This window comes from Paraburkholderia azotifigens (genome assembly GCF_007995085.1).
Taxonomy (GTDB): domain Bacteria; phylum Pseudomonadota; class Gammaproteobacteria; order Burkholderiales; family Burkholderiaceae; genus Paraburkholderia; species Paraburkholderia azotifigens.
The window spans coordinates 2,696,200-2,717,496 of record NZ_VOQS01000003.1 but is presented as its reverse complement, the minus strand read 5'-3'; the positions used below and the strand labels follow the sequence as shown (position 1 = coordinate 2,717,496).

The following is a 21,297-nucleotide window of genomic DNA, read 5'->3' as shown; positions in this document are numbered from 1 at the left end:
TTAGCCGGCGCTTTCGAAGACGGTTCCCGCGAAGCGCCCGATCACGCCGTTGAACAGCGCTGGCCGTTGCAGCGGCGCGAAATGGCTGACGTTCGGCAACACGATCAGTTCGGCTCCGGGGATGCTTTGCGCCAGATAAACGGCGTGCTCCTGACGGATGAACTCGTCCTGCTCGCCGATCGCCACGACGACGCGCACGCCGATCTGCGCGAGATCGCCGGCTGAATAGTTGGGCTGCGTGCGCTGCATCTCGCTGACGGCGGCGACGAAAGCGTCGAAGTCATCGGGTGTCGCGGACAGCGCCCGATAGTCCGCGCGATGCCGGTTGAAACAGCGCTCGATCACGGGTGTCGGCACGAACTCCTTCGCACCGCCCGGATCCATGTTGCACGCGAAGAAGAACACGCCCGCGACGCGCTGCGGCGCGTTACGTCCGAGAATCAGCGCGGTGCACGCGCCATCGCTCCAGCCGATGAACGCAGCGCGTTGCACGTGCAGCGCGTCGAGCACGGCGAGCACGTCCGACGCCATCAGTTCGTAGCTATAAGGCTGTGCGTCGCGCGTGCTGCCGCCATGTCCGCGGCTGTCGATCAGGATCGCGCGATAGCCCGCCTCGACGAGCGCGGGCACCTGATAACCCCAGTTGCCGCGATGTCCGAGGCCGCCATGCAGGAGCACGACGGGCTGCCCTGTCCCATAGGTCGACCATGCAATGCGTGCCCCCGCGTTGTCCACGAAACCGTCTTCCCGCGCGTCGGGCAACGGCGCGGCGCCGTGCGGTTCGAAGTGTTTCAGCTCGTCGTCCGTTTGCATGTCGAGGCGCTCCCAGGCGTAAAGGCGAACGCGTCATTGTGACATCGATGCCGACCGGCAACGTGTCCCGCTCCGTCCATGCAGCCCCATATTCCCGTATCACCGGCGAAACCCGACTTCCTCGCAGACTGGAATCGCCGCGCCTTGCGCGGTCTTGTCGCAGTCCTCGGGTGTCGCGATCCGAACCCGGGTCTTCCGACAGGTCAATCATGTTCACGAAAAGGATGAAATGATGGATACCAAAGTGCAGTCGGTCAGCGGCAGTGAGGCGTTCTGGGGTGATGTGAAGCCGACGCCCGGCCAGCTCGATCTGGTCAACAAAAGTCCGACGCTGGTTTCGCAGATCCATGAGGGCGATCGTCGGGTCGCAACGGGCGAGAATCTCCCTATGGCGGTGAAGGGCGACATTCCGGGCGATCCCGATGGGAAGTACGATCTTCAAAAAAGGCAGCTACAGTTTCCGCCTCGTCTGTTCGGCGGCGACAATGACATGGCGCTCAGCACGTTTGCTCATGAGATGGGGCATCTGATCTATGCGCCGCAGGACAGAGCGTTCAAACAGAAATACGTAGCGAACGTCAATCCCCGCGACCCGGGCGTCTATAACGCCACAGCGATGTGGCCCGTGCGCGCCGAGGGCGAAGCGGAGTACAACAGATGGAAGGTCGGCAGCGAGATCGAACGGAACACGGCGACGCCGGGTCATCCGGGAACATCCATCAACAGCGATGATCCGACGATGAACGCGATCGCCAGCGCGAACGCCAATCGCCCTGCTGGCTTGACGGACAAGCAAAACGAAAATCGTCTGATCCGCACCGGCATGAATTCGATGGCGACCTCAGGCAGTCATGGCGCCGATGGCACCTACGACTCGTACACCCGCAGGATCACGGGCGCCGCGCCGACCGAACCGGGCAAGATGGTGTCTGCGAATTACGCCGGCGACGACACGACTGGCGACATCACGTCGGCGAGTCAGCACTGGGAGTCGGGCGACGTGTCCACCCAGAATTATAAGGACGGCAAACTGCAATCGACCCGCACGGTCGACCCGGCGGGCAAACCCTTGCAAACATCCTCCTACACATACGCGCCCAACGGCAGTTACAGCGTCACCGTCAAGAACGGCAACGGCCGGACCATCCAGCAGAGCAACTTCAACGCCGACCGGTCCGGCGTCGAGCGCGGCTTCAACCCCGACGGCTCAAGACTGGAGACGCAATTCAATGGACAGAACCATACGACGCAGATGACGCAATACGATTCTCGCGGTCATGAAACCCAAAAGGATCGTTTCGACCCTGGCAGCGGCCTCGACATCAGCCAGCTAGTCACGCATCCGGACGGCAGCAAGACCCTTTATTGGTTCAACGCCCGGAGCAGTGTCGGTGAGCAGGGCGACTACGATGCCAGCGGCAAGCCCGTCGCCACTTATGAGTTCGACGACTCCGGCCGGGTGGCATCCATCACGCGCTTCAACGCGGATGGCAGCCGTACCGTGAACACGGTCGGTACGAACGGCACGGGTACCCAGGTCACAGTCGACAAGCAGGGAAACAGGTCGGCGGTACAGCACGTCACCTACGATCAGGCAACGCAGCAGTCTTACGACGCGAGGAGCAGGCTCGCGGCCACGATCGCACCGCCGCAGCCGGTGGGCTCGCACGACGCGCTCGGCGGCCAGACGAACTACTACGATCCCGCCAACAACCGGCTGACGAAGCAGATCGTCACCAACCCCGACGGCAGCAAGACGCTCAAGTCGTTCACCGACAAGAACACCCTGGGAACCGAGGTTCAATACGGCCCCGACGGAAAACCGGTCAGCTCGACGTCTTACGATCCCGATTCCGGACTGGTAAATCAACGGATCAATTACGCCGCCGACGGCAGTCGCGAGGATATCCGTATCCATCACGACGATCACACCATCAGCACGACCCGTTACAACGCGGCAGGCCAGATCACGCAAACCCGCACGAAGGCGGGCGACAGCGAGAAGATCGAAAACTACGATCCGCAATCCGGCCGTGTCATCACCGTCGAGACCGTGTCTGACGTCGACGGCAGCCGTACCGTGAGTTCGAGCAACGCATACGGACACGAAGGCGCCAGAGAAACTTACGACAGAACCGGCAGACAGACTTCTTCCGTCAGATACCGCCCCGACGAAGGCACGGGAACCCTGACGTACATGACCCGCAACACCGACGGCAGCCAGCAGGTGGACAAGATCGACCGCAACCGGCACGCCTTCTATTCGGTGGACAGGGCGGGACGCGTCCACGACAGGCGCAGCATTCCTTTATCTACCGAAGACGCGGGTGCCCTCGCGCAGTGGAAGGCGGGCTGGTCGACCCAACGCTGACTATGAATAGCCCGTGCATCGACGTGCGCGGGCACGATGGCCTGAAATACAAACGAGACGATCCTGCACACGGGCATCGGACAATCAAGACTTCTCTCTACCTTACACATTCATTTAGAATACCGAACCAATACGCCGTCAAGAGCGTCAAGGCATGAGGAAGTCCACCGTCGAAACTTTGTTCAGGCTCAAAAATGGAGACACCAGCCTATGACAGATCTACACACTCCCGCCGAAATTCGCATCAATGAAACCCGGCGCCGCGTCCTCGCGATCGTCGCCGCCTCGTCGGGCAACCTCGTCGAGTGGTTCGACTTCTATGTCTACTCGTTTTGCGCGCTGTATTTCGCACCCGCATTCTTTCCCAAAGGCGATACGACGGCGCAACTGCTGAACACGGCGGGCGTATTTGCTGCGGGTTTTCTGATGCGGCCTATCGGCGGCTGGTTCTTTGGCCGTCTCGCCGACAAGCGCGGCAGACGTTTCTCGATGCTGGTGTCGGTGTTCATGATGTGCGGCGGTTCGCTCGTGATCGCGTGCCTGCCGACGTATGCGCAGATCGGCGCGCTCGCGCCTGCGCTGCTGCTTGTCGCGCGGCTCTTCCAGGGGTTGTCGGTGGGCGGCGAGTACGGCACCAGCGCAACCTACATGAGCGAGGTGGCGCTGAAAGGCCGGCGCGGCTTCTTTGCGTCGTTTCAGTACGTGACGCTGATCGGCGGACAGCTGTTCGCCTTGCTCGTGCTGGTGATTCTGCAGCAGCTGTTGACCACCGACGAACTGAAGACCTGGGGCTGGCGCATACCTTTCGGAGTCGGCGCGGTGGCGGCGCTGATCGCGCTGTATCTGCGCCGTTCGCTCGACGAAACGACGACGGCGGAGACGCGCCGGCGCAAGGAGGCGGGCACGCTGGTCGGCATGTGGCAACACAAGGGCGCGTTCTTCACGGTGCTCGGCTTCACGGCGGGTGGCTCGCTCGTCTTTTACACGTTCACCACCTACATGCAGAAGTACCTCGTGAACACGGCGGGCATGAACACGAAGACGGCCAGCAATGTGATGACGGCGGCGCTGTTCGTCTTCATGCTCTTGCAGCCCGCGTTCGGCGCGTTGTCGGACCGCATCGGCCGTCGCAAGTCGATGCTGCTGTTCGGCCTCTTCGCGACCATCGGCACGGTCCCGCTGTTGCACGCGCTAAAGGACGTGACGAGCCCCGTGCTGGCGTTCGTGCTGATCGTCATCGCGCTGGCCATCGTGAGCTTCTATACGTCGATCAGCGGCCTCATCAAGGCCGAGATGTTCCCGCCTGAAGTACGCGCGCTCGGCGTCGGACTGTCGTACGCGGTGGCGAACGCGATCTTCGGCGGCTCGGCGGAATATGTCGCGCTGTGGCTCAAGCAGGCAGGCAGCGAACCGATGTTCTACTGGTACGTGACCGCGCTGTGTGCGATCGCCGGCCTCGTGTCGCTCCGCATGCGCGATCCCTCGAAGGAAGGTTACTTGCGCAACGAACTCTGACGGATGTACGCGGGCCGTCTTGCGAGAGACGGTCCGCACCGCCCCGCTACAGCGTCCATTCACTGCGAAGGGCGATCAGTCTCCGTCATAAGGCTCCCCGATTCCGCTGTCAGGATGAGCCTTGTTGTACTGCTCACGCAGCTGCTCCTTGAGGTTATATTCCGCCGTTTCAGCCGCCCGCTGATCAGACTGGTCGGCCATACCGCCGCAGATGGCACCAATGATCGTCAGAACGATCGACGCGAAAGGCCCGATGACAGGAATGAAACCGACGGGCCCGGCAATCAGGTTGATACAGGCACTGGCGAAATTCAGTTTGTCCTGTTCGGTGAGGGTTCCGTTTTTCGCCTTTTTGATGTAGTCGTCAAGCGCGATTCCGAAGGGTATGGCACCTAGCGCCGTGTTGACAGCCGTCGGTATCAGCTGCATCCGCAACGGTTTGGAAACCTTCATCCATTCCGGCCAGGTGTCGGTTTGCTTGAGCCACTTGTCTTGCACGCCGGCAAACCGTTTTCCGTATTTCTCTCCCCACGCCTTGAGCCGCTCGGCGGCCTCGCCCGGTGAAGCCTTACGCAACTCAGTGAGTTCGTGAAAGGCTTCCGTTGCCTGCTTCAACATGGAGTCGCTTTCGGCCAGTGCCTTGTTGAACACGTCGTAAGCGGAACGCTTGAGCTCGGCCAATTGATCGATCTGCCCGACAAGGGCCAGCGCCGCCGCGTTCCCGGACGCTCGCGCCGCTTCAACGTTGTCAAACCCCAGCGCCTTGAGTTGCGCAATTGCCTGTTGCGCTTTCTCGTCGATTTTTACGATGTTTTCGTGCGTGTCCTTTGCAAGTTCGAGGCTGCGCTTCTTGACGGCCGCGCCTATCTCCTGCATCTGATAGTACTCGGGTGCAATGTCGTGTGCGGTGTCCTGCAGCGTCAATTGCTGGACGTCGCGCGGCGCAGCGTCGACTTTCGCCAATGCCTGGTCACGGAGCTTTTGCTGGCCGTCGGCCACCTGTTCGTCGATTTCGCGGTTCTGAGCTTCTGCCTGCTGATCGAGCTCGCTCTCGAGCGGGTCATCTTTGCCGAAATTGCGATACTCGCTGCCGGCAGGCGCCTTGGATTCCGTGGGTTTTTCCGCTGACGGGCCAGGCTTTTTGGCCAGGGCTCGACTTCTCGCGAGGTGGTTGCCAATGTCGGTTCCCACGCCGAGAACCAGTTCGTTAGCGCCTTGGCCAAATGCCGCAAAAGCCGAGAGGAAGTCTTTGGTGGGATCCTGGCCTTTGCTCGCTTTTTCGAGCCCTGACAGAAGCGATAAAACCCCTTTCGTGATGTAACTTCCGGCCGAGTTCGCGCGTGTTCCCACCAGCGACCCTGTTCGGGTTCCGGGTCCAAGTTGATCCAGCATGGCCAATCGAGGCCGCTGCAGCAGCTTGCCAATCGATGTGTTTTTCAACACGTTCGAATTGTGGAAGCGCGCCCAGTCGAAGAGCGCCGCGCGCGTGACTGTGCTGGGCAGTTTCCCGTATTTGGCGTAGTCGCTGGCGCTCGAATGATGAGAAAGGCGCGATAGATCGAGATGAGCACGCTTCCCGCTCTCTTCGACCGATTCCCCGGGTTGCGCGTGTTCGAGAACATAAGTGAGTCGATCGATCTTGTGCTGCTGGTCCACAGTGGGCCTATCGGCGGACAGGAGCTTCATCAGGTTATCGACCTGTTTCAGCAGGGCAAGGATGTCGTCGGTGACATCCTTGCCGCTACTCATATCGGCGTACACGCGCTGCATCGCCTGGTTGAACTGATCGACCGCTTCGAGCGCGTCTTCCGCGACGACTGCTTCCGTTGCGACGTCCCTCATTGGCTCGCTGGCGCCCGTCGTCCGAGAGGCGGCGGGAAGGGTTGCGGTCGCGGCGTTTTCTTTGTCATTTGCGCGCGAAGCACGGGTACTGACTTTTGCGACGGGGCGGACAGGCTGATTGCGTGCTGTGTCCTGTTGCCCGGCGTGATGTGTTCCTTCCGCCTCCTCGTCATCGCGATGATGGGCCCACGACTCGCGGTTTGTGACATCGACTTTCATACGGACTCCTGTGACAGGGTGCCTCCTCAATGAGAACGAGCCGCCGAGGCACACGTAAGCGGCAACTCATCTTCACGAATCGGCTCACGTAGTCCGCGATACGATTACATTTTGTATTGACGTGGATCGCTGAACTCGAAGGTTGTGCGTTACCGGATCACGTCCCCGGTTAAAGAAAAGAAAAAAGCCCGCGCGCGGGCTTTGTGCGATCCATGCTGTTTGCGGATCTAGTCGGCGCGGTCCGCTGACCGCCCGCCCGACGACGCAACTCGCGTGCTTCCAAACCGACGCGCCACGCCCGTGCTCACGAGCGTGACGGCCAGCCCCAGCACACCCATCGTCATCGAGATCGCGACGACCACCATGCCAATCCGCCCATTTCCCGCGAAAGCGCCCACCAGCAATCCCGCCAGCGGCTGCGTCAGGTTGTTGAGCATGATGACGACGCCGAGCGTCTTGCCGTAATCCTTTACGGGAATGATCGCTTGCCGCGCGCTGCGGATGTAGATGCTGAACATCTTGTCGAAACCGACGATCAGCAGAAATCCGGCGACGTATCCCCACACGGAAGGACTCCATCCCGCGAGCAAACCGCCCGCAAAGATCGACACAAACGACACGAGCCCTAGCGCTTTGCGCGGAATCTGCACGCGCGCGATCAGCAGCAGAATCACGATGGTCGCCACGGCGCCCGCCGTTTGCACGAAGGTATAGAACGCATCCGGGCGGCGATGCAAACCCGTCACCATCGCGGCGGAAGTCGCGAGCGTCACGCCGATCACGAGATTCTCGGCAGCCGCAAGCGCGACGAGCCGTGCAAGACCCGGCAGCCGCACGACATGGCCGAACGCCGTCTTCACGGGCGCGAGCCATGCGATGGCAGCGGCGTGCTCATGCCCCTTCCATTCGAACGCGCTGGCGCGCTGCCACAGCAGCGTTGCGCCATCGGCGGCGACAAACAGCCCGGCCGCCACGCCCACCACGTATTCCCAGCGCCACCAGCCCAGTAGCAGGCCCGCGAGCATCGGACCGAGCACCACGCCGACCTGATCGGCGATCTGCGCATACGAGAGCACCTTCTCGAAGCGCTCCGACGCAAACACTTGCGGCAGCAGCACTTCGCGTGCGACCAGGCCCTGGCTCGTCAACGTGCCGCACACCGCCGACAACGCGATCAGCCAGCCGATGCCGCCCACAGCGACGAAGCCAGCGATGCCCGCGGCGCACGCGATCGCGCGAAACCGCCGGCTCGCGCGCAGCACCGCGACGGGCGACATGCGATCGCATAACGCGCCGCACACGGGAAACACGAGATAGCGCGGGAACGCCTCGATGAAGAACGCAAGGCCCGACCATGTCGCCTGCTGCGTAGTCTGAAACACGACGAGCGGCACGAGAAAAAGCAGGATCTGGTCCGCCAGCCGCGAGAAGAACAGCGATGCGAAAAACGCCTGATGTTGGGTGCGCATGCGGTTGACGGGGAGGTTACGTTGCGTGTGGTACAGGGCGCTGACGTCGACGAAATTCACGACCCGCCAGACGCAAAAAAGCCCGCGCATCGGAATGCGCGGGCTTCGCTTACGGCACTACATCACAGTGGCTTACGCCGTGACGGTAGCCAGCGCGGAGTTGAGCGTCTTGCTCGGACGCATCGCCGCTTCCAGCTTCGCGAAGTCCGGCTTGTAGTAGCCGCCGATATCGACTTCCTTGCCCTGCACGTCCGTCAGTTCGCCGACGATCGTCTTCTCGTTGTCCGTCAGCACCTTGGCGAGCGGACCGAACTTCGCGGCGAGTTCCGCGTCGTCCGTTTGCGCGGCCAGTTCCTGCGCCCAGTACATCGCGAGGTAGAACTGGCTGCCGCGGTTATCGAGTTCGCCCGTCTTCGGCGAGGGGCTCTTGTTGTTGTCGAGCAGCTTGCCCGTTGCCGCGTCGAGCGTCTTCGCCAGCACCTTGGCCTTCGGGTTGCCCGTCTTGATGCCCAGCTCTTCGAGCGACACCGCCAGCGCGAGGAACTCGCCCAGCGAATCCCAGCGCAGGTGGTTTTCTTCGACCAGCTGCTTCACGTGCTTCGGCGCCGAACCGCCCGCGCCCGTTTCGTACATGCCGCCGCCCGCCATCAGCGGAACGATCGACAGCATCTTCGCGGACGTGCCCAGTTCCATGATCGGGAACAGGTCGGTCAGGTAGTCGCGCAGGATGTTGCCCGTCACCGAGATCGTGTCCAGCCCGCGGATCACGCGCTCCAGCGAGAAACGCATCGCGCGGACCTGCGACATGATCTGGATATCGAGGCCGTTCGTGTCGTGATCCTTCAGGTACGCTTCGACCTTCTTGATCAGCTCGTTTTCATGCGGACGGTACGGGTCGAGCCAGAACACGGCCGGCATGCCCGAGTTGCGCGCGCGCGTGACGGCGAGCTTGACCCAGTCGCGGATCGGCGCGTCCTTCACGAGGCACATGCGCCAGATGTCGCCCTGCTCGACCTGCTGCGTGAGCGCTGTCAGCACTTCGCCCGTTGCGTTGTCGACGATGCGCGCTTCGCCGTCTTCCTTGATCTCGAACGTCTTGTCGTGCGAGCCGTACTCTTCCGCCTTCTGCGCCATCAGGCCGACGTTCGGCACCGTGCCCATCGTGCGCGGATCGAAGCGGCCGTTGGTCTTGCAGAAGTTGATGATTTCCTGGTAGATGCGCGCGAACGTGCTTTCGGGGATCAGGCACTTGGTATCAGCGGGACGGCCGTCGGCGCCCCACATCTTGCCGCCAGCGCGGATCATCGCGGGCATCGACGCGTCGACGATCACGTCGTTCGGTGCGTGCAGGTTCGAGATGCCCTTCGCCGAATCGACCATCGCCAGCGCCGGACGGTGCTCGTGGCACGCGTGCATGTCGCGGATCACTTCTTCGCGTTGCGATTCCGGCAGCGCTTCGATCTTCGTGTACAGATCGACGAGGCCGTTGTTGACGTTCACGCCGAGTTCGTCGAACAGCTTCTGGTGCTTCGCGAACGCGTCCTTGTAGAACACCTTGACGGCGTGGCCGAAGACGATCGGGTGCGAGACCTTCATCATCGTCGCCTTGACGTGCAGCGACAGCATCACGCCCGTCTTGTGCGCGTCTTCCATCTGGTCTTCGTAGAACTGGACCAGCGCCTTCTTGCTCATGAACATGCTGTCGACGATCTCGCCTGCCTGCAGCGAAAGCTTCGGCTTCAGCACGATCGTCTCGCCGCGCTTCGTGACGAGCTCCATGCGGACTTCGCGTGCCTTGTCATTCGTGATCGACTTTTCGCCGTGGTAAAAGTCGCCATGCTTCATGTGCGCAACGTGCGTGCGCGACGCCATGCTCCACTCGCCCATGCTGTGCGGGTGCTTCTTCGCGTAGTTCTTGACGGCGGCAGGCGCGCGGCGGTCCGAGTTGCCTTCGCGCAGAACCGGGTTCACGGCGCTGCCGAGGCACTTCGAGTAACGCTTCTGGATCGACTTTTCTTCGTCGTTCTTCGGGTCTTCCGGATAATCCGGCACCTTGTAGCCCTTCGACTGCAGTTCCTTGATCGCGCTGACCAGCTGGAACACCGACGCCGAGATGTTCGGCAGCTTGATGATGTTCGTGTCCGGGTCCTGCGTGAGGCGGCCCAGCTCGGCCAGATTGTCCGGCACGCGCTGCTCTTCCGTCAGGAATTCCGGGAATTCGCCGAGGATACGGCCTGCCACGGAAATGTCGCTGGTCTCGACATTGACGCCAGCCGGCGAGGTGAACGTACGGATGATCGGCAGAAAGGCACTCGTCGCGAGCAGCGGGGCTTCGTCGGTCAGGGTGTAGATGATCGTAGGTTGCTTGTTACTCATCGCTTTGCTCTTGGTCGAGAAAGGTTGGGAAATGCCGCCGGCGACGCCACGGCCGACGCGAATGCCCTGAATTTTGCCTTATTTTGGATTTTGACGGTTTGAATCGGGCCGATTGAATAGCCTTTAACGCAAAAAAATGCACGATTTGCGTCGATGTGTCGCGCTTTCCGCGCTGAGAACGGCATTTCATTTCATTTTGCAGATTGCACACAAGCACAATTGTTCCGGCTGACACGTTTCGGAACGCGTGGCGTGCAGATCGACATTGCGCGTCGCGCATGGCGAAAGCGTGACGGTCGCGACAGGCCTCGCGTCATGGCGTCCGCCACCGTACGGCGGTCGAAACTGCGACCGGTCTACACTGTCGCACAGTGCAATCTGATCGCCGGCCGGCGTGCGACTTCCACTATACGATGCCACTTTCGCTTCGCTCGCGCACTGTCTGCGCCGCCTTCGCTTTCGCGGCGGCGTCGGCGAATCATGCCGCGGGCACGCAGCAGCCCGATCCGACGCCCGAGAAGCTTGCCGCGAGCGGCATCCGTCACGCGCCGCGCAGCGAAAACGGCTACAAGAACGCCGACGGGCCGCTCGCGCACGGCTCGGTGTGGAAATGGCGCTGGAACCGCTGGACGCACGGTTTGCCGCCACCGCCCGAAAACGGCTACGCCTTTCCCGTCGATCACCCGGACGTCGCGTGGATCGAGGCGAATCGCATCGACAACACGATGACGTGGATCGGCCACGCGAGCGCGCTGCTGCAGATCGACGGCGTCAACGTGCTGACGGATCCGATGTTCTCGGAACGCGCGTCGCCGCTCCCGTTCGCCGGCCCGAAGCGGCGCGTGCCGCCCGGCCTCGCGCTCGACGAACTGCCGCATATCGACGTCGTGCTGATCTCGCACAGCCACTACGACCACCTCGATACGGCGAGCGTCGAGGCGCTCAATGCGCAGCCGGGCGGCCCGCCGCTCTTTCTGGTGCCGCTCGGCACCAGGGACTGGCTCGCGAAGAAAGGCATCGCGAACGCGCAGGAACTCGACTGGAGCGATCACGTGAGCGCGGCGGGCCTCGACTTCTGGTTCGTGCCCGCGACGCACTGGTCCGCGCGCACCCTCACCGATCGCAACGAAACGTTATGGGGCGGCTGGGTCGTGAAAACGCCCGCAGGCGCGGCGCATCCGTATTCGCTGTATTTCGCGGGCGACACCGGGTATTCGGACGATTCCAAACGTCTGGGCGCCGCATTCGGCTGCTTCGATCTCGCACTGATTCCGATCGGCGCCTATGCGCCGCGCTGGTTTATGGGCCCTCAGCACGTCGACCCGCAGCAGGCCGTGCAGATTTTCCAGGACATACACGCTAAAAAAGCAATCGGCATTCACTGGGGCACATTCGAACTCGCCGACGAAGCGCGCGACGAGCCGCCGAAAAAGCTCGCCGAAGCGACCCGGGCCGCGGGCCTGCCCGACGCTGCTTTCACCGTCCTTCATCACGGCCAGATGATCCGTCTCGACGACGCTCACTGCGCACGCTAACAACGCATCCCGCGCCGGGTTTGCACTGCGCATGGGCAACGCCGCCCGCCCGGCAGCACGCGTTTGTCGGCCAGCCCACATTCGGCATCACGCGAGGTACCCGGCATCCGGTTAAACCCTGTTCTGCACGGCACAACGTGCGTGTTATTGTCGTACACACACGGGTTCGAGCTTTGCTACGCGGAACTCACGTCATATCCGTTACCTTCGCGAGCGTCGCCATGAGTGATGTACGCCATCTTCTGAGCCAACGCGACCGCGTGGAGCTGCTGTGCTGGCTCACCTGCGGAAGCCTCGGCGCCTGGTATCTGAACGAGGCCTGGCCCTCACCGTCCTTTCACGTAGAAGCCGCGCACAAGTGGCTCGACCGGCACGGGCGCACGGCCGACTGGCTGTGCATCGCGAGGCTGTCGGCCATCGCGCTCGATATCGCGCAACGGCACGCATCGTTTGTCGAAGCCGACTGGGCGCGCGACGCCGTCGAAGAAATTCTCGACACCGACGAACTCGACGCGCAGGCGCGCCTCGTCGTGACAGTGCTCGGCGACTGCGAACGCGCACTCGCCGACAAGCGCGTCGCGGACTGACGCCGCACCGCGCGCCCTCCGCGCGTTCAGTTCAGCGCGTGTAATCGAGCTTCGGATACCAGTACGGATCGCGCCCTTCGGGCGTCATGTCGAAGATCGTCCACATTGGCATCAGATCGGGTGCACCGCGCGGATCCTGACCGGGATCGGCCGTCGGAAAACCCATCTCCGACGCGTAAAAATGCCGGATCGTGCCGTCTCGGCGTGTGAAGACCTGGAACGCCGGGTCATCGCCGCCGTCGTCGCTGATCGCGCCGAAGTCGCGGCTGTACGCACCGTTCACATCCGAATACAGCCTCAGATCGCGCCAGCCCCGCTCCTTCTTGAACGCCGTCAGCCGCTCGATCGGCGAGCGCGCCACCACGGCCAACGCGATGCGCTGCGCGATATCACGCGCCTCGCCGTCCCATGCGCCGAGCAGCGACGTGCACATCGGACACGGCCTCTCGCGCTGCGGTCCGAACATGAAGCTGTAGATCACGAGCGTGTCCTTGTCGCCGAACAGGCCCGCGAAATCGACGGGCCCCGCTTCGCCGACGAAGCGGTAATCGCCCGTCACCTCGCCGCCCGGCGGCAGCGCGCGGCGCTGCTCGGCGACGCGTTCGATCTGGCGGCGCAATTCGATTTCCGCCGCGAGCAGCGCATCGCGGGCGCGGCGATACTCGACGCTCTCGTTCGGAAAGTGTCTGCCGTTGCGCGTCGCAAGCTCGGCGGCGGGCACGAGGGAGGATGCAGTGGGCATGGTGGCCTCCGTTGAACTGGCATGCAGGCTGCCCGCTACGCCGGGCAGCCGTCGAATCCTGCCGGAAAGGCTCAGTCGCGATCCGGTGCGCCGAGCGGAAACAGATGCCGGTAAGGCCGCGCCTCGTCGACAGCGCGCGCGAACGACGGCCGTTTCAGCAGACGCTTGCGATACGCGTGCACGTATTCGAACTTCGGGTCGATGCGGTGCGTCCAGTCGGCATAGAAGAGAAACGGCGCCGCGCCGCAGTCCGCGAGACTGAACTGGTCACCCGTTGCCCACTCGCGGTCTTTCATCAGGTTGTCGAGCCACGTGTACGCCCTGTCGAGCAGTTCACGCGCATCGGCAACGCCGCGCGCGTCGCGCTCGCTCTCATTGCGCATCGCATCGAAAACGATCTTCTGCTGCGGCGTCGCCATGTAGTTGTCGAAGAAACGGTCCATGAAGCGCACGTCGAGCGCCGCGCGCGGGTCGTTGGGCAGCAGCTGCACGGGGCCCGGATGAAACAGCGCGAGATGCTCGATGATCACGGTCGCTTCGGCGATCGTGCGGCCTTCGTCGACGAGCATCGGAAAACGCCGGATCGGCCAGCGCGCGGCGAGTTCGTCCATCGCGCCGGGTTCGTCGAGGCGGCGATATTCGAACGGCGTTCCGTTCTCATAGAGCGCGGTGAGCGCCTTCTGGCAATAGGAAGAAAAGGGATGGGCGTAGAGCGTCAAGGTCATCGTCGTCGTCCTTGCAGGCAGAGCGCGGACGATATGTCCGCTTGCCATGACGACGAACGGCGCCGGTGGGAATCGACATGCCGAACGAAAAAACTTTTGCTGCGCTGCGTCGTCGATATGCGCTTATTCGCGCAGCGACCCGGCAAGCGCGCGCAGCAGCGCCGCGCCGTCGCCCTGCCACGCGCTCCCGTGCATGCACGCAAGCGTGCGTGGCGCGAGCGCGGCGAGCCGCTCGAGCATCGCGTCGCCGTGCTTCGTATGCGAGTAGTAATCCATGCTGCGCCGGAATGCCTCGCTCGGGCCCAGAATATCCGCGCTCGTGACGGCGGGCAGATCCGCGCCGCCCTGCGTGAAGAGATCGCCGCAAAACAGCGTCTGCGTGGTGTCGTCGACGAGCATGCCGCACTCCCATGCGTGAGGCAGATGCGGCGTCGCGAGCCAGCGCAGACGATGCCGGCCGAGATCGACTGCTTCGCCGTCGTCGAGGCCGCGCGCGGGACGCCCGGCGAGATCGTCGATCGACACCATCTTGGCGACTGCGCTGCACAGCGGCTGCGCGTACGGCGCGACGGCGAGCCACTCGTTCAGCGAGCCGCACTCGTCGGCTTCGACATGCGAGAACGCGATGTGCCGCAGGCTTTCGGGCGGCAGCACGGACGCGAGCGCTTCGCGCACGAGCGGGAACATCTTGCGCGGGCCCGTATGGAAGAGCAGCGGCTCGTCGTCGACGATCAGATACTGGTTGAACGAGAATCCGCCGGGCCCGCCTTCGAACACGATGGGCGTGTTGATCCTGTAGATCCCGTCCGCCACCTCATGGACGTTGGTGCCCGACACGGCATTGGTGACCGTCATGACCAGACCTCCATGCGCGTCATGCGCACGACGCCGCGCCGGACCGTAGACTCGCTAGCCGCCCAGCGCGGCGAGATTCAGTTGATACGAACGCCCGATCCACGCGGCCGAATCGCGGTGATCGCGCAGCGCGTCGCCCGTATTCGGATGCAGGAAGACGTCGAGCTTGCCGTGATTGAGCGCGAGCCATTCGAACAGTTCGGCGAACAGCGCCGTGTCGAACTTGAGCTGATACGACCACATCGGATGCGGACCGACGGGACGCTCGTGAAAACGCCCGATCTCGAGCCGGTCGCCGAAGCGCGCCTCGATGCTTTCGCGCAGCGACCATGCGGCGTCGCGCGTCGCCTGATCGAAATAGATGTGTGCGTGCCAGTTGACCACTGCCGTCATGGTTCGTTGCGGCCCATGCCGCCCTTCGTTCGAGGTTGTGCGACGTTCATCATAGGCCGTCAGCCGACGTATGAACAAATCATCGGGCGCTTATCCTGCACCGATGCGCGATTCGATCGCGCCGATCAGCCCCTCGACCCAGCTGCGCAGGCGCGCATCCGACAACGACACGGGCAGCGAACGCGCGATGATCCCGTACACCTGATTGCGCCGGACTTTCGACACCTTCGACGGTTCCAGCCAGTGCGCGTTATCGACCAGCAGCAGCAGCGTTTCGAGACCGATCACGATCGGCCACACGCACGCGAGCCGCAGCCGCAGCGAGAAACGCGGAATCGCCAGCGTGTAATCGAGCGCCGCGCGAAAGTGATCGAGCGACTTGCGCACGAGTTCGCGCATCAGGGGCTGTGCGCGCATCGACGCCTGCGGCGCCAGCAACATCGGCGGCGTGAGGCCGAAACGGTCGAGCATCACCGACGGCAGATAGCAGCGCCCGATCCGCAAATCCTTGCCGCAGTCGCGCAACACGTTTGTCATCTGCAGCGCCTTGCCGAAGCGCACGCCGCGCTCGAGCATCGTCGCGGCGTCGGCTTTCAGCGTGCCGGGCAGATGCGCGTAGGTCATCTTCGTCCAGAACTCGCCGACGCAGCCCGCAACCAGATACGTGTAGCGGTCCAGTTCATCCCATTCGCGCAGCGCGACGATCTGGCCCGAGCGTTCATCGGGGAAGGTGCGCAGATCGAATTCCATGCCCGTCGTGAGCGTCGTGACGATCTCGCGCACGGCGGCACGGTCGGACGCGTCGAGTTGCTGCAGCACGTCGAGCGCCCGTGCAATCGATTCGAGCAGCACCTTTTCATCCGACTGCGTTTGCTGCCCCGCCACTTCGCTTGCCAGACGACGCGCGAGCTCGCCGTCGTCCGTTGCGCCGTTCACCTGTTCGCGCAACGCCAGCAGCAACGCGAGCCGTTGCCCGGGCGGAATCAGCGCGGTATCGGCGATCGTGTCCGCGGCGCGCGCGAGCAGATACGCGAGCCCGATCGGGTCGCGCATGCCCGCAGGCAGAATGCGCAGCGTCAGATAGAAGGAACGGGACACCCCTTTGAGCAACGGGCCCAGCAGAAAGGCCCGGGTGGAACTGGACATGAGTTGAGGTCGAATGGTGTTGATGATGTCGGGTTATCGCGTGAGACCCCGACGCGACGATTCAGCGCTGCCGCATTGTATCCGGCATGCGTACGCATGGCGCGCAAACACGAGCCGTGACGCTTCGATGAAGCACGCATAAAACCAGCAATACGCGGCAGTTCCTGGCAGATCGCGGTCACGTTTTGCAAGCTTTCCTGCTACAATCCAAAGCCTCGAGCAGTCGTTCTTCATCCACTCATTCACCCAAGGGAGGCGTTCAATGCACGCAACGTACATCGCAGTCTCTCGCGGGATGCCACGACGCTTCACCAGCTCTCCGAGCTAGGTTGCCGTCCGCGCTGGCAAGCAATCGGCAAGAAAGCGCCCGCGCCTTTACCAGACTACCGGTTTTCTTTGTCGCCGCCGCGCGTTGGCGGGCATCGGTCGTCCGTTTCCGAATCTCCTGACTGGATAGCGCTGCGCCGCTTCGCGCCGCACGCTGCGACACATGGCTAGCAAAAAACTCGACTTTGGCGCGCAAGCGTTCAGAAGCGTTCTCGGCTTCACTTTTATCCACTGGCGCAGGCAGCCGGTGCGCGTCGCGGGCATCGCCGCGTTCGCGCTGCTGGCCGCGTTCGCCGACGTGCTGACGCCGCTCTTCGCGGGCCGTCTGGTCGATGCGCTCGCCTCGGGCAGCACGCTCGGCAAGGACGTGGCCGCGCATCCTGCACTGACGGCGTTCGGCGTGCTGATTGCGCTCGGCATCGGCGGCACGCTGCTGCGGCAGCTGGTGTACCGCAGCATCATCGTGATGACGCTCAAGATGATGAGCGCGATCTGCGCGAACGCGTTTCATCGCGTGCAGCGCTTTTCGACCGACTGGCACGCGAACAGCTTCGCGGGCTCGACGGTGCGCAAGATCACGCGCGGCATCTGGGCGCTCGACCTGCTCAACGACACGCTGCTGATCGCGCTGCTGCCGTCGCTGGTGATGCTCGCCGGCTCGACGGTGCTGCTCGGCATTCACTGGCCCGTGATGGGCGTCGTGGTCGGCGTCGGCTCGCTGCTGTACGTCACGGTGACGGTCGCGCTTTCGCTCGGCTATGTGGCGCCCGCCGCGCGTCTCGGCAATCTGTGGGATACGCGCATGGGCGGCGCGCTCGCGGATGCCGTGAGCTGCAACGCGGTCGTCAAGGCGTTTGGCGCGGAAGAGCGCGAGGAAGCGCGGCTCGAACGCGTGATCGGCAAATGGCGGCAGCGCACGCGCCGCACGTGGCAGCGTGGAACGACCAACGGCGGCGTGCAGGGCGCGATGCTCGCGGCGATGCAGGCGGCGATCCTCGGCGCGGCGCTGCTGCTGTGGCTGCGCGACGAAGCGAGCGTGGGCGACATCACGTATGCGCTGACCACGTTCTTCGTGCTGCAAGGCTATCTGCGCGACGTCGGCATGCACGTGCGCAACCTGCAGCGCTCGGTCAACGACATGGAAGAACTCGTCGCGCTGGAACGCGAGCCGCTCGGCATCGAAGACAAGCGAGGCGCGTGCGCCATCGAGATCGAACAGGGCGAAATCCGCTTTGAGCACGTGACGTTCCGCTACGGCGCGCAGCGCACGGCCCTGTACAACGACTTCTCGCTGCGCATCGCACCGGGCGAGCGGATCGGTCTCGTCGGTCATTCGGGTTCGGGCAAGACGACGTTCATCAAACTGATCCAGCGCCTGTACGACATCGACGAAGGCCGCATCACGATCGACGGGCAGAACATCGCCGACGTGCAGCAGGCGTCGTTGCGCCGCCGCATCGCGATCGTGCAGCAGGAGCCCGTGCTGTTCCACCGCTCGCTTGCAGAGAACATTGCGTACGCGCGGCCGGGCGCATCGTTCGACGACATCGTGCAGGCCGCGAAACTCGCCAGCGCGCACGATTTCATCGACGCGCTGCCGCACGGCTACGACACGCTGGTCGGCGAACGCGGCGTCAAGCTGTCGGGCGGCGAGCGCCAGCGGGTCGCGATCGCGCGCGCGTTCCTCGCCGACGCGCCGATCCTGATCTTCGACGAAGCCACATCGAGCCTCGACAGCGAAAGCGAGCTGCTGATCCAGCAGGCGATGGAGCGATTGATGGTGGGACGCACAACGCTGGTCGTCGCGCACCGGCTGTCGACCGTGCGCGCGCTCGACCGTCTGCTGGTGCTCGACAAGGGCCGCGTGGTCGAAGAAGGCAGCCACGAGCAACTGATCCGGATCGACAACGGCGTGTACCGGCGGCTTTTCGAGCGCCAGGCGCTGGAGTTGACCAAGGGTCTGCTAAACGACGGCCCCGTGCGTGCCAGCGAGCGTTTTTCCGGCGATCCGAGCCTGATCGCCGGGAAGTAGACCAAAGAGCGGTTCGTGCAGCCGAACCGCTCTTTTTTCATGCGCAGATGAAGCAGACCCAGCCGCCCTGCCGCTTGCTATCATCGGCGATTCAACGACACAGCGAAGCTCAACTCGCGCCGCATCGAGGCAACATCGCCATGACACTGCACATCGACACGCCGCTTCTCGAATCCCAACCGCTCAGCCATGCGCTCGGCCGCCGCGTGCTGCTGAAGATGGACGCGCTTCAGCCGCCCGGCTCGTTCAAGATTCGCGGCATCGGCTATGCATGCGAACAGCATGCAAACCAGGGCAAGCGCCGGTTCGTGTCGTCGTCGGGCGGCAATGCGGGCATCGCCGTCGCCTACGCGGGCCGCGCGCTGTCGATCCCCGTCACCGTGGTCGTGCCGCAAAGCACGGGCGAGCGCGCGAAAGACCTGATCCGCCTGCAAGGCGCTGACGTGATCGTGCATGGCGCGACCTGGCAGGAAGCGAATGCGTACGCGCTCGAACAGGCCGGTCCCGACGATGCGTTCATCCATCCGTTCGACGATCCCCTGTTGTGGCACGGCCATGCGTCGATGATCGACGAGGTGGCGCGCGCGGGTGCGAAGTTCGATGCCGTCGTGCTCTCCGTGGGCGGCGGCGGATTGATGGCAGGTGCGATCGAAGGTTTGCGGCGCAACGGTCTCGGCAACATCCCCGTGATCGCCGTCGAAACGGAAGGCGCGTCGTCGCTCGCGCAGTCGGTGCGCGCGGGCGAGCGCATCGAATTGCCGGGCATCACGAGCGTGGCGACATCGCTCGGCGCGAAGCAGGTCTGCGAGCAGGCCTTTACGCTCACGCAGACGCATCCTGTCGAATGCGTGGTGGTATCGGATGCGGAAGCAGTGAACGCGTCGCGCCAGTTCGTCGACGATCATCGCGTGCTGGTCGAACCCGCGTGCGGCGCGAGCCTGGCGCTCGTTTATCGGCGTACGGAAGCGTTGCAGCGTTTCGACAGCGTGCTCGTGATCGTGTGCGGCGGCGCCGGCACGACCATCGAGCAACTGGAACGCTGGCATCGCGAGATGGTGTGAGCGTCTTGACGACGTCACACGCATCTCTCGCCGCGCTCAAATCATAGAGCGGCCGTCAGCGTCTCGACGCCGCGCAGGTTGTTCCGCCTGCGCCACTGCAATGCATCGAGGTTCGTGAGGCGCAGTCGCGGCAGACGCGTCAGCAGCTTGTGCAGCGCGATGTCGAGTTCCATCATCGCGAGACGCGCGCCGAGGCAGTAGTGAATGCCTGCGCCGAAAGTCAGCAGATGTCCTGCTGGTTCGCGGCCGATATCGAGCGTATCCGGTGCGCCGAAACGCTCCGGGTCGCGATTGGCCGAGCCGAGCAGCATGAAGACGATCGAGCCGCGCGGCAGCGTCTGCCCGTCCACGTCGATATCGTCGAACGCAGTGCGCACGACCATCTGCACAGCCGTGTCGTAGCGCGCGCACTCGGCCACCGCCTTCGACACCAGCGACGGGTCGCTCTTCAGCCGCGCCAGTTGCTCCGGATGGCGATGCAGCGCGATCAGCGCGTTGCCGAGCATGTTCGACGTGGTCTCGTGTCCCGCGACGAACAGCAGGATCACGTTCGACACGATTTCGTCTTCCGACAGCCGCTCGCCGCCCTCTTCCGCCTGAATCAGCGACGAGATGATGTCGTGACCGGGCGCCGCGCGCCGCTCGGCGATCACCGCACGGAAATACTGCTCGAGATCGAGGGCCGCCTGGTTCGCGCGCGCGAGCGCTTCGGGCGACAGCGGCGCGAGATCGAACGCCGACACCAGCAGGCTCGCCGCGTCGCCGAAACGCTCGCCTTCTTCGACGGGCACATCGAGCAGACGGCAGATGATCTGCAACGGCAGCGGCATCGCGAACTCGCTCACGAGATCGACCTCGGGCTTGCCCTGCATCGCGTCGATCAGGCTGTCCGTCGTTTCCTCGGCGATCGTGCGCAGCGTTTCGATCTGCCGGGCATTGAATGCCTTCATCAGCAGCGCTCGCAGCCGCGTGTGCGCGGGCGGATTCATCATCAGGAACGTGCGTTCGAGTGCCTGGAACACGGGCTGCTCGCGCGCCGTCTCGCCGTAGCGCGCGACCACGCTCGGCATATAGGTCTTGCCCATGCGGCGATCGGGCAGCAGCGCGTCGATGACGGCGTGGCGGCCCGTCAGCAGGATGCTGGGCGCGAGCGGAACGAAGGCGCCCGCGCTGCGGATGCCTTCGTAGAACGGGTAAGGATCGTCGAAATAGGCTGGGGACGAGAGGTCGGTGAATTTCATGCTGTAGTGCGCTGGGCTGGTAATGGGTAAGCGTGATGCGGATAAACG

General features: G+C 63.5%; 16 protein-coding genes. 6 read left to right on the top strand and 10 right to left on the bottom strand.

Annotated elements, in window-relative coordinates:
• Positions 1-813: an alpha/beta fold hydrolase gene (locus FRZ40_RS29410; protein ID WP_147236453.1), complete on the bottom strand. Its 813-nt coding sequence runs from the start codon at positions 811-813 to the stop codon at positions 1-3.
• A 229-nt stretch (positions 814-1,042) separates the two neighbouring features.
• On the opposite strand from FRZ40_RS29410, the gene FRZ40_RS29405 reads away from it, so the two are divergent.
• A complete protein-coding gene (locus FRZ40_RS29405; RefSeq protein WP_147236452.1) occupies positions 1,043-3,184 on the top strand; it encodes a hypothetical protein in 2,142 nt (713 codons plus the stop codon).
• A 210-nt stretch (positions 3,185-3,394) separates the two neighbouring features.
• Complete coding sequence (locus FRZ40_RS29400) at positions 3,395-4,699, top strand: MFS family transporter (RefSeq protein WP_028367826.1); 1,305 nt, start codon at positions 3,395-3,397, stop codon at positions 4,697-4,699.
• Between the two features lie 75 nt (positions 4,700-4,774).
• Here the strand turns inward: FRZ40_RS29400 and FRZ40_RS29395 are convergent, their stop codons facing one another.
• From FRZ40_RS29395 to FRZ40_RS29385, 3 genes are all read right to left on the bottom strand, one after another.
• On the bottom strand, positions 4,775-6,760 hold the full coding sequence (locus FRZ40_RS29395; protein ID WP_147236451.1) for a hypothetical protein: 1,986 nt from the start codon (positions 6,758-6,760) through the stop codon (positions 4,775-4,777).
• A gap of 227 nt (positions 6,761-6,987) precedes the next feature.
• On the bottom strand, positions 6,988-8,229 hold the full coding sequence (locus FRZ40_RS29390) for an MFS transporter (RefSeq protein WP_147236829.1): 1,242 nt from the start codon (positions 8,227-8,229) through the stop codon (positions 6,988-6,990).
• 132 nt (positions 8,230-8,361) lie between these two features.
• Positions 8,362-10,605 carry an NADP-dependent isocitrate dehydrogenase gene (locus FRZ40_RS29385; protein ID WP_028367825.1) on the bottom strand — a complete coding sequence of 748 codons (2,244 nt, stop codon included), beginning with the start codon at positions 10,603-10,605 and terminating at the stop codon, positions 8,362-8,364.
• 413 nt (positions 10,606-11,018) lie between these two features.
• Here FRZ40_RS29385 and FRZ40_RS29380 point away from each other — a divergent pair, with 413 nt between their 5' ends.
• The gene (locus FRZ40_RS29380) at positions 11,019-12,140 is read left to right on the top strand and encodes an MBL fold metallo-hydrolase (protein WP_147236450.1); all 1,122 of its coding nucleotides are present in this window, start codon (positions 11,019-11,021) and stop codon (positions 12,138-12,140) included.
• A gap of 221 nt (positions 12,141-12,361) precedes the next feature.
• On the top strand, positions 12,362-12,727 hold the full coding sequence (locus FRZ40_RS29375) for a hypothetical protein (protein ID WP_028367823.1): 366 nt from the start codon (positions 12,362-12,364) through the stop codon (positions 12,725-12,727).
• Positions 12,728-12,758: 31 nt separating this feature from the next.
• Here the strand turns inward: FRZ40_RS29375 and FRZ40_RS29370 are convergent, their stop codons facing one another.
• The 5 genes from FRZ40_RS29370 to FRZ40_RS29350 form a co-directional block, all read right to left on the bottom strand.
• Positions 12,759-13,469, bottom strand: a complete 711-nt coding sequence (locus FRZ40_RS29370) for a DUF899 domain-containing protein (protein ID WP_147236449.1) — start codon at positions 13,467-13,469, stop codon at positions 12,759-12,761.
• A gap of 71 nt (positions 13,470-13,540) precedes the next feature.
• Positions 13,541-14,194 (bottom strand): glutathione S-transferase family protein, encoded by a 654-nt coding sequence (locus FRZ40_RS29365; protein WP_147236448.1) that lies wholly within the window; start codon positions 14,192-14,194, stop codon positions 13,541-13,543.
• Positions 14,195-14,317: 123 nt separating this feature from the next.
• Complete coding sequence (locus FRZ40_RS29360; RefSeq protein WP_147236447.1) at positions 14,318-15,049, bottom strand: FprA family A-type flavoprotein; 732 nt, start codon at positions 15,047-15,049, stop codon at positions 14,318-14,320.
• A gap of 54 nt (positions 15,050-15,103) precedes the next feature.
• A complete protein-coding gene (locus tag FRZ40_RS29355) occupies positions 15,104-15,442 on the bottom strand; it encodes a DOPA 4,5-dioxygenase family protein (protein ID WP_147236446.1) in 339 nt (112 codons plus the stop codon).
• A 90-nt stretch (positions 15,443-15,532) separates the two neighbouring features.
• Complete coding sequence (locus tag FRZ40_RS29350) at positions 15,533-16,588, bottom strand: phytoene/squalene synthase family protein (protein ID WP_028367818.1); 1,056 nt, start codon at positions 16,586-16,588, stop codon at positions 15,533-15,535.
• 490 nt (positions 16,589-17,078) lie between these two features.
• On the opposite strand from FRZ40_RS29350, the gene FRZ40_RS29345 reads away from it, so the two are divergent.
• Positions 17,079-18,947: an ABC transporter ATP-binding protein gene (locus FRZ40_RS29345; RefSeq protein WP_147236445.1), complete on the top strand. Its 1,869-nt coding sequence runs from the start codon at positions 17,079-17,081 to the stop codon at positions 18,945-18,947.
• Between the two features lie 140 nt (positions 18,948-19,087).
• On the top strand, positions 19,088-20,008 hold the full coding sequence (locus tag FRZ40_RS29340; protein WP_147236444.1) for a serine/threonine dehydratase family protein: 921 nt from the start codon (positions 19,088-19,090) through the stop codon (positions 20,006-20,008).
• 41 nt (positions 20,009-20,049) lie between these two features.
• Here FRZ40_RS29340 and FRZ40_RS29335 read toward each other — a convergent pair whose 3' ends face one another.
• Positions 20,050-21,249, bottom strand: a complete 1,200-nt coding sequence (locus FRZ40_RS29335; RefSeq protein ID WP_147236443.1) for a cytochrome P450 — start codon at positions 21,247-21,249, stop codon at positions 20,050-20,052.
• Between the last annotated feature and the right edge of the window lie 48 nt (positions 21,250-21,297).

Bases quoted from the DNA above. Each gene is read 5' to 3' on its own strand.
- FRZ40_RS29340 (WP_147236444.1), top strand. From the start codon at position 19,088: ATGACACTGCACATCGACACGCCGCTTCTCGAATCCCAACCGCTCAGC.
- FRZ40_RS29405 (WP_147236452.1), top strand. From the start codon at position 1,043: ATGATGGATACCAAAGTGCAGTCGGTCAGCGGCAGTGAGGCGTTCTGG.
- FRZ40_RS29350 (WP_028367818.1), bottom strand. From the start codon at position 16,588: ATGTCCAGTTCCACCCGGGCCTTTCTGCTGGGCCCGTTGCTCAAAGGG.
- FRZ40_RS29395 (WP_147236451.1), bottom strand. From the start codon at position 6,760: ATGAAAGTCGATGTCACAAACCGCGAGTCGTGGGCCCATCATCGCGAT.
- FRZ40_RS29400 (WP_028367826.1), top strand. From the start codon at position 3,395: ATGACAGATCTACACACTCCCGCCGAAATTCGCATCAATGAAACCCGG.
- FRZ40_RS29410 (WP_147236453.1), bottom strand. From the start codon at position 813: ATGCAAACGGACGACGAGCTGAAACACTTCGAACCGCACGGCGCCGCG.
- FRZ40_RS29360 (WP_147236447.1), bottom strand. From the start codon at position 15,049: ATGACGGTCACCAATGCCGTGTCGGGCACCAACGTCCATGAGGTGGCG.
- FRZ40_RS29335 (WP_147236443.1), bottom strand. From the start codon at position 21,249: ATGAAATTCACCGACCTCTCGTCCCCAGCCTATTTCGACGATCCTTAC.
- FRZ40_RS29355 (WP_147236446.1), bottom strand. From the start codon at position 15,442: ATGACGGCAGTGGTCAACTGGCACGCACACATCTATTTCGATCAGGCG.
- FRZ40_RS29380 (WP_147236450.1), top strand. From the start codon at position 11,019: ATGCCACTTTCGCTTCGCTCGCGCACTGTCTGCGCCGCCTTCGCTTTC.
- FRZ40_RS29390 (WP_147236829.1), bottom strand. From the start codon at position 8,229: ATGCGCACCCAACATCAGGCGTTTTTCGCATCGCTGTTCTTCTCGCGG.
- FRZ40_RS29345 (WP_147236445.1), top strand. From the start codon at position 17,079: ATGGCTAGCAAAAAACTCGACTTTGGCGCGCAAGCGTTCAGAAGCGTT.
- FRZ40_RS29375 (WP_028367823.1), top strand. From the start codon at position 12,362: ATGAGTGATGTACGCCATCTTCTGAGCCAACGCGACCGCGTGGAGCTG.
- FRZ40_RS29365 (WP_147236448.1), bottom strand. From the start codon at position 14,194: ATGACCTTGACGCTCTACGCCCATCCCTTTTCTTCCTATTGCCAGAAG.
- FRZ40_RS29370 (WP_147236449.1), bottom strand. From the start codon at position 13,469: ATGCCCACTGCATCCTCCCTCGTGCCCGCCGCCGAGCTTGCGACGCGC.
- FRZ40_RS29385 (WP_028367825.1), bottom strand. From the start codon at position 10,605: ATGAGTAACAAGCAACCTACGATCATCTACACCCTGACCGACGAAGCC.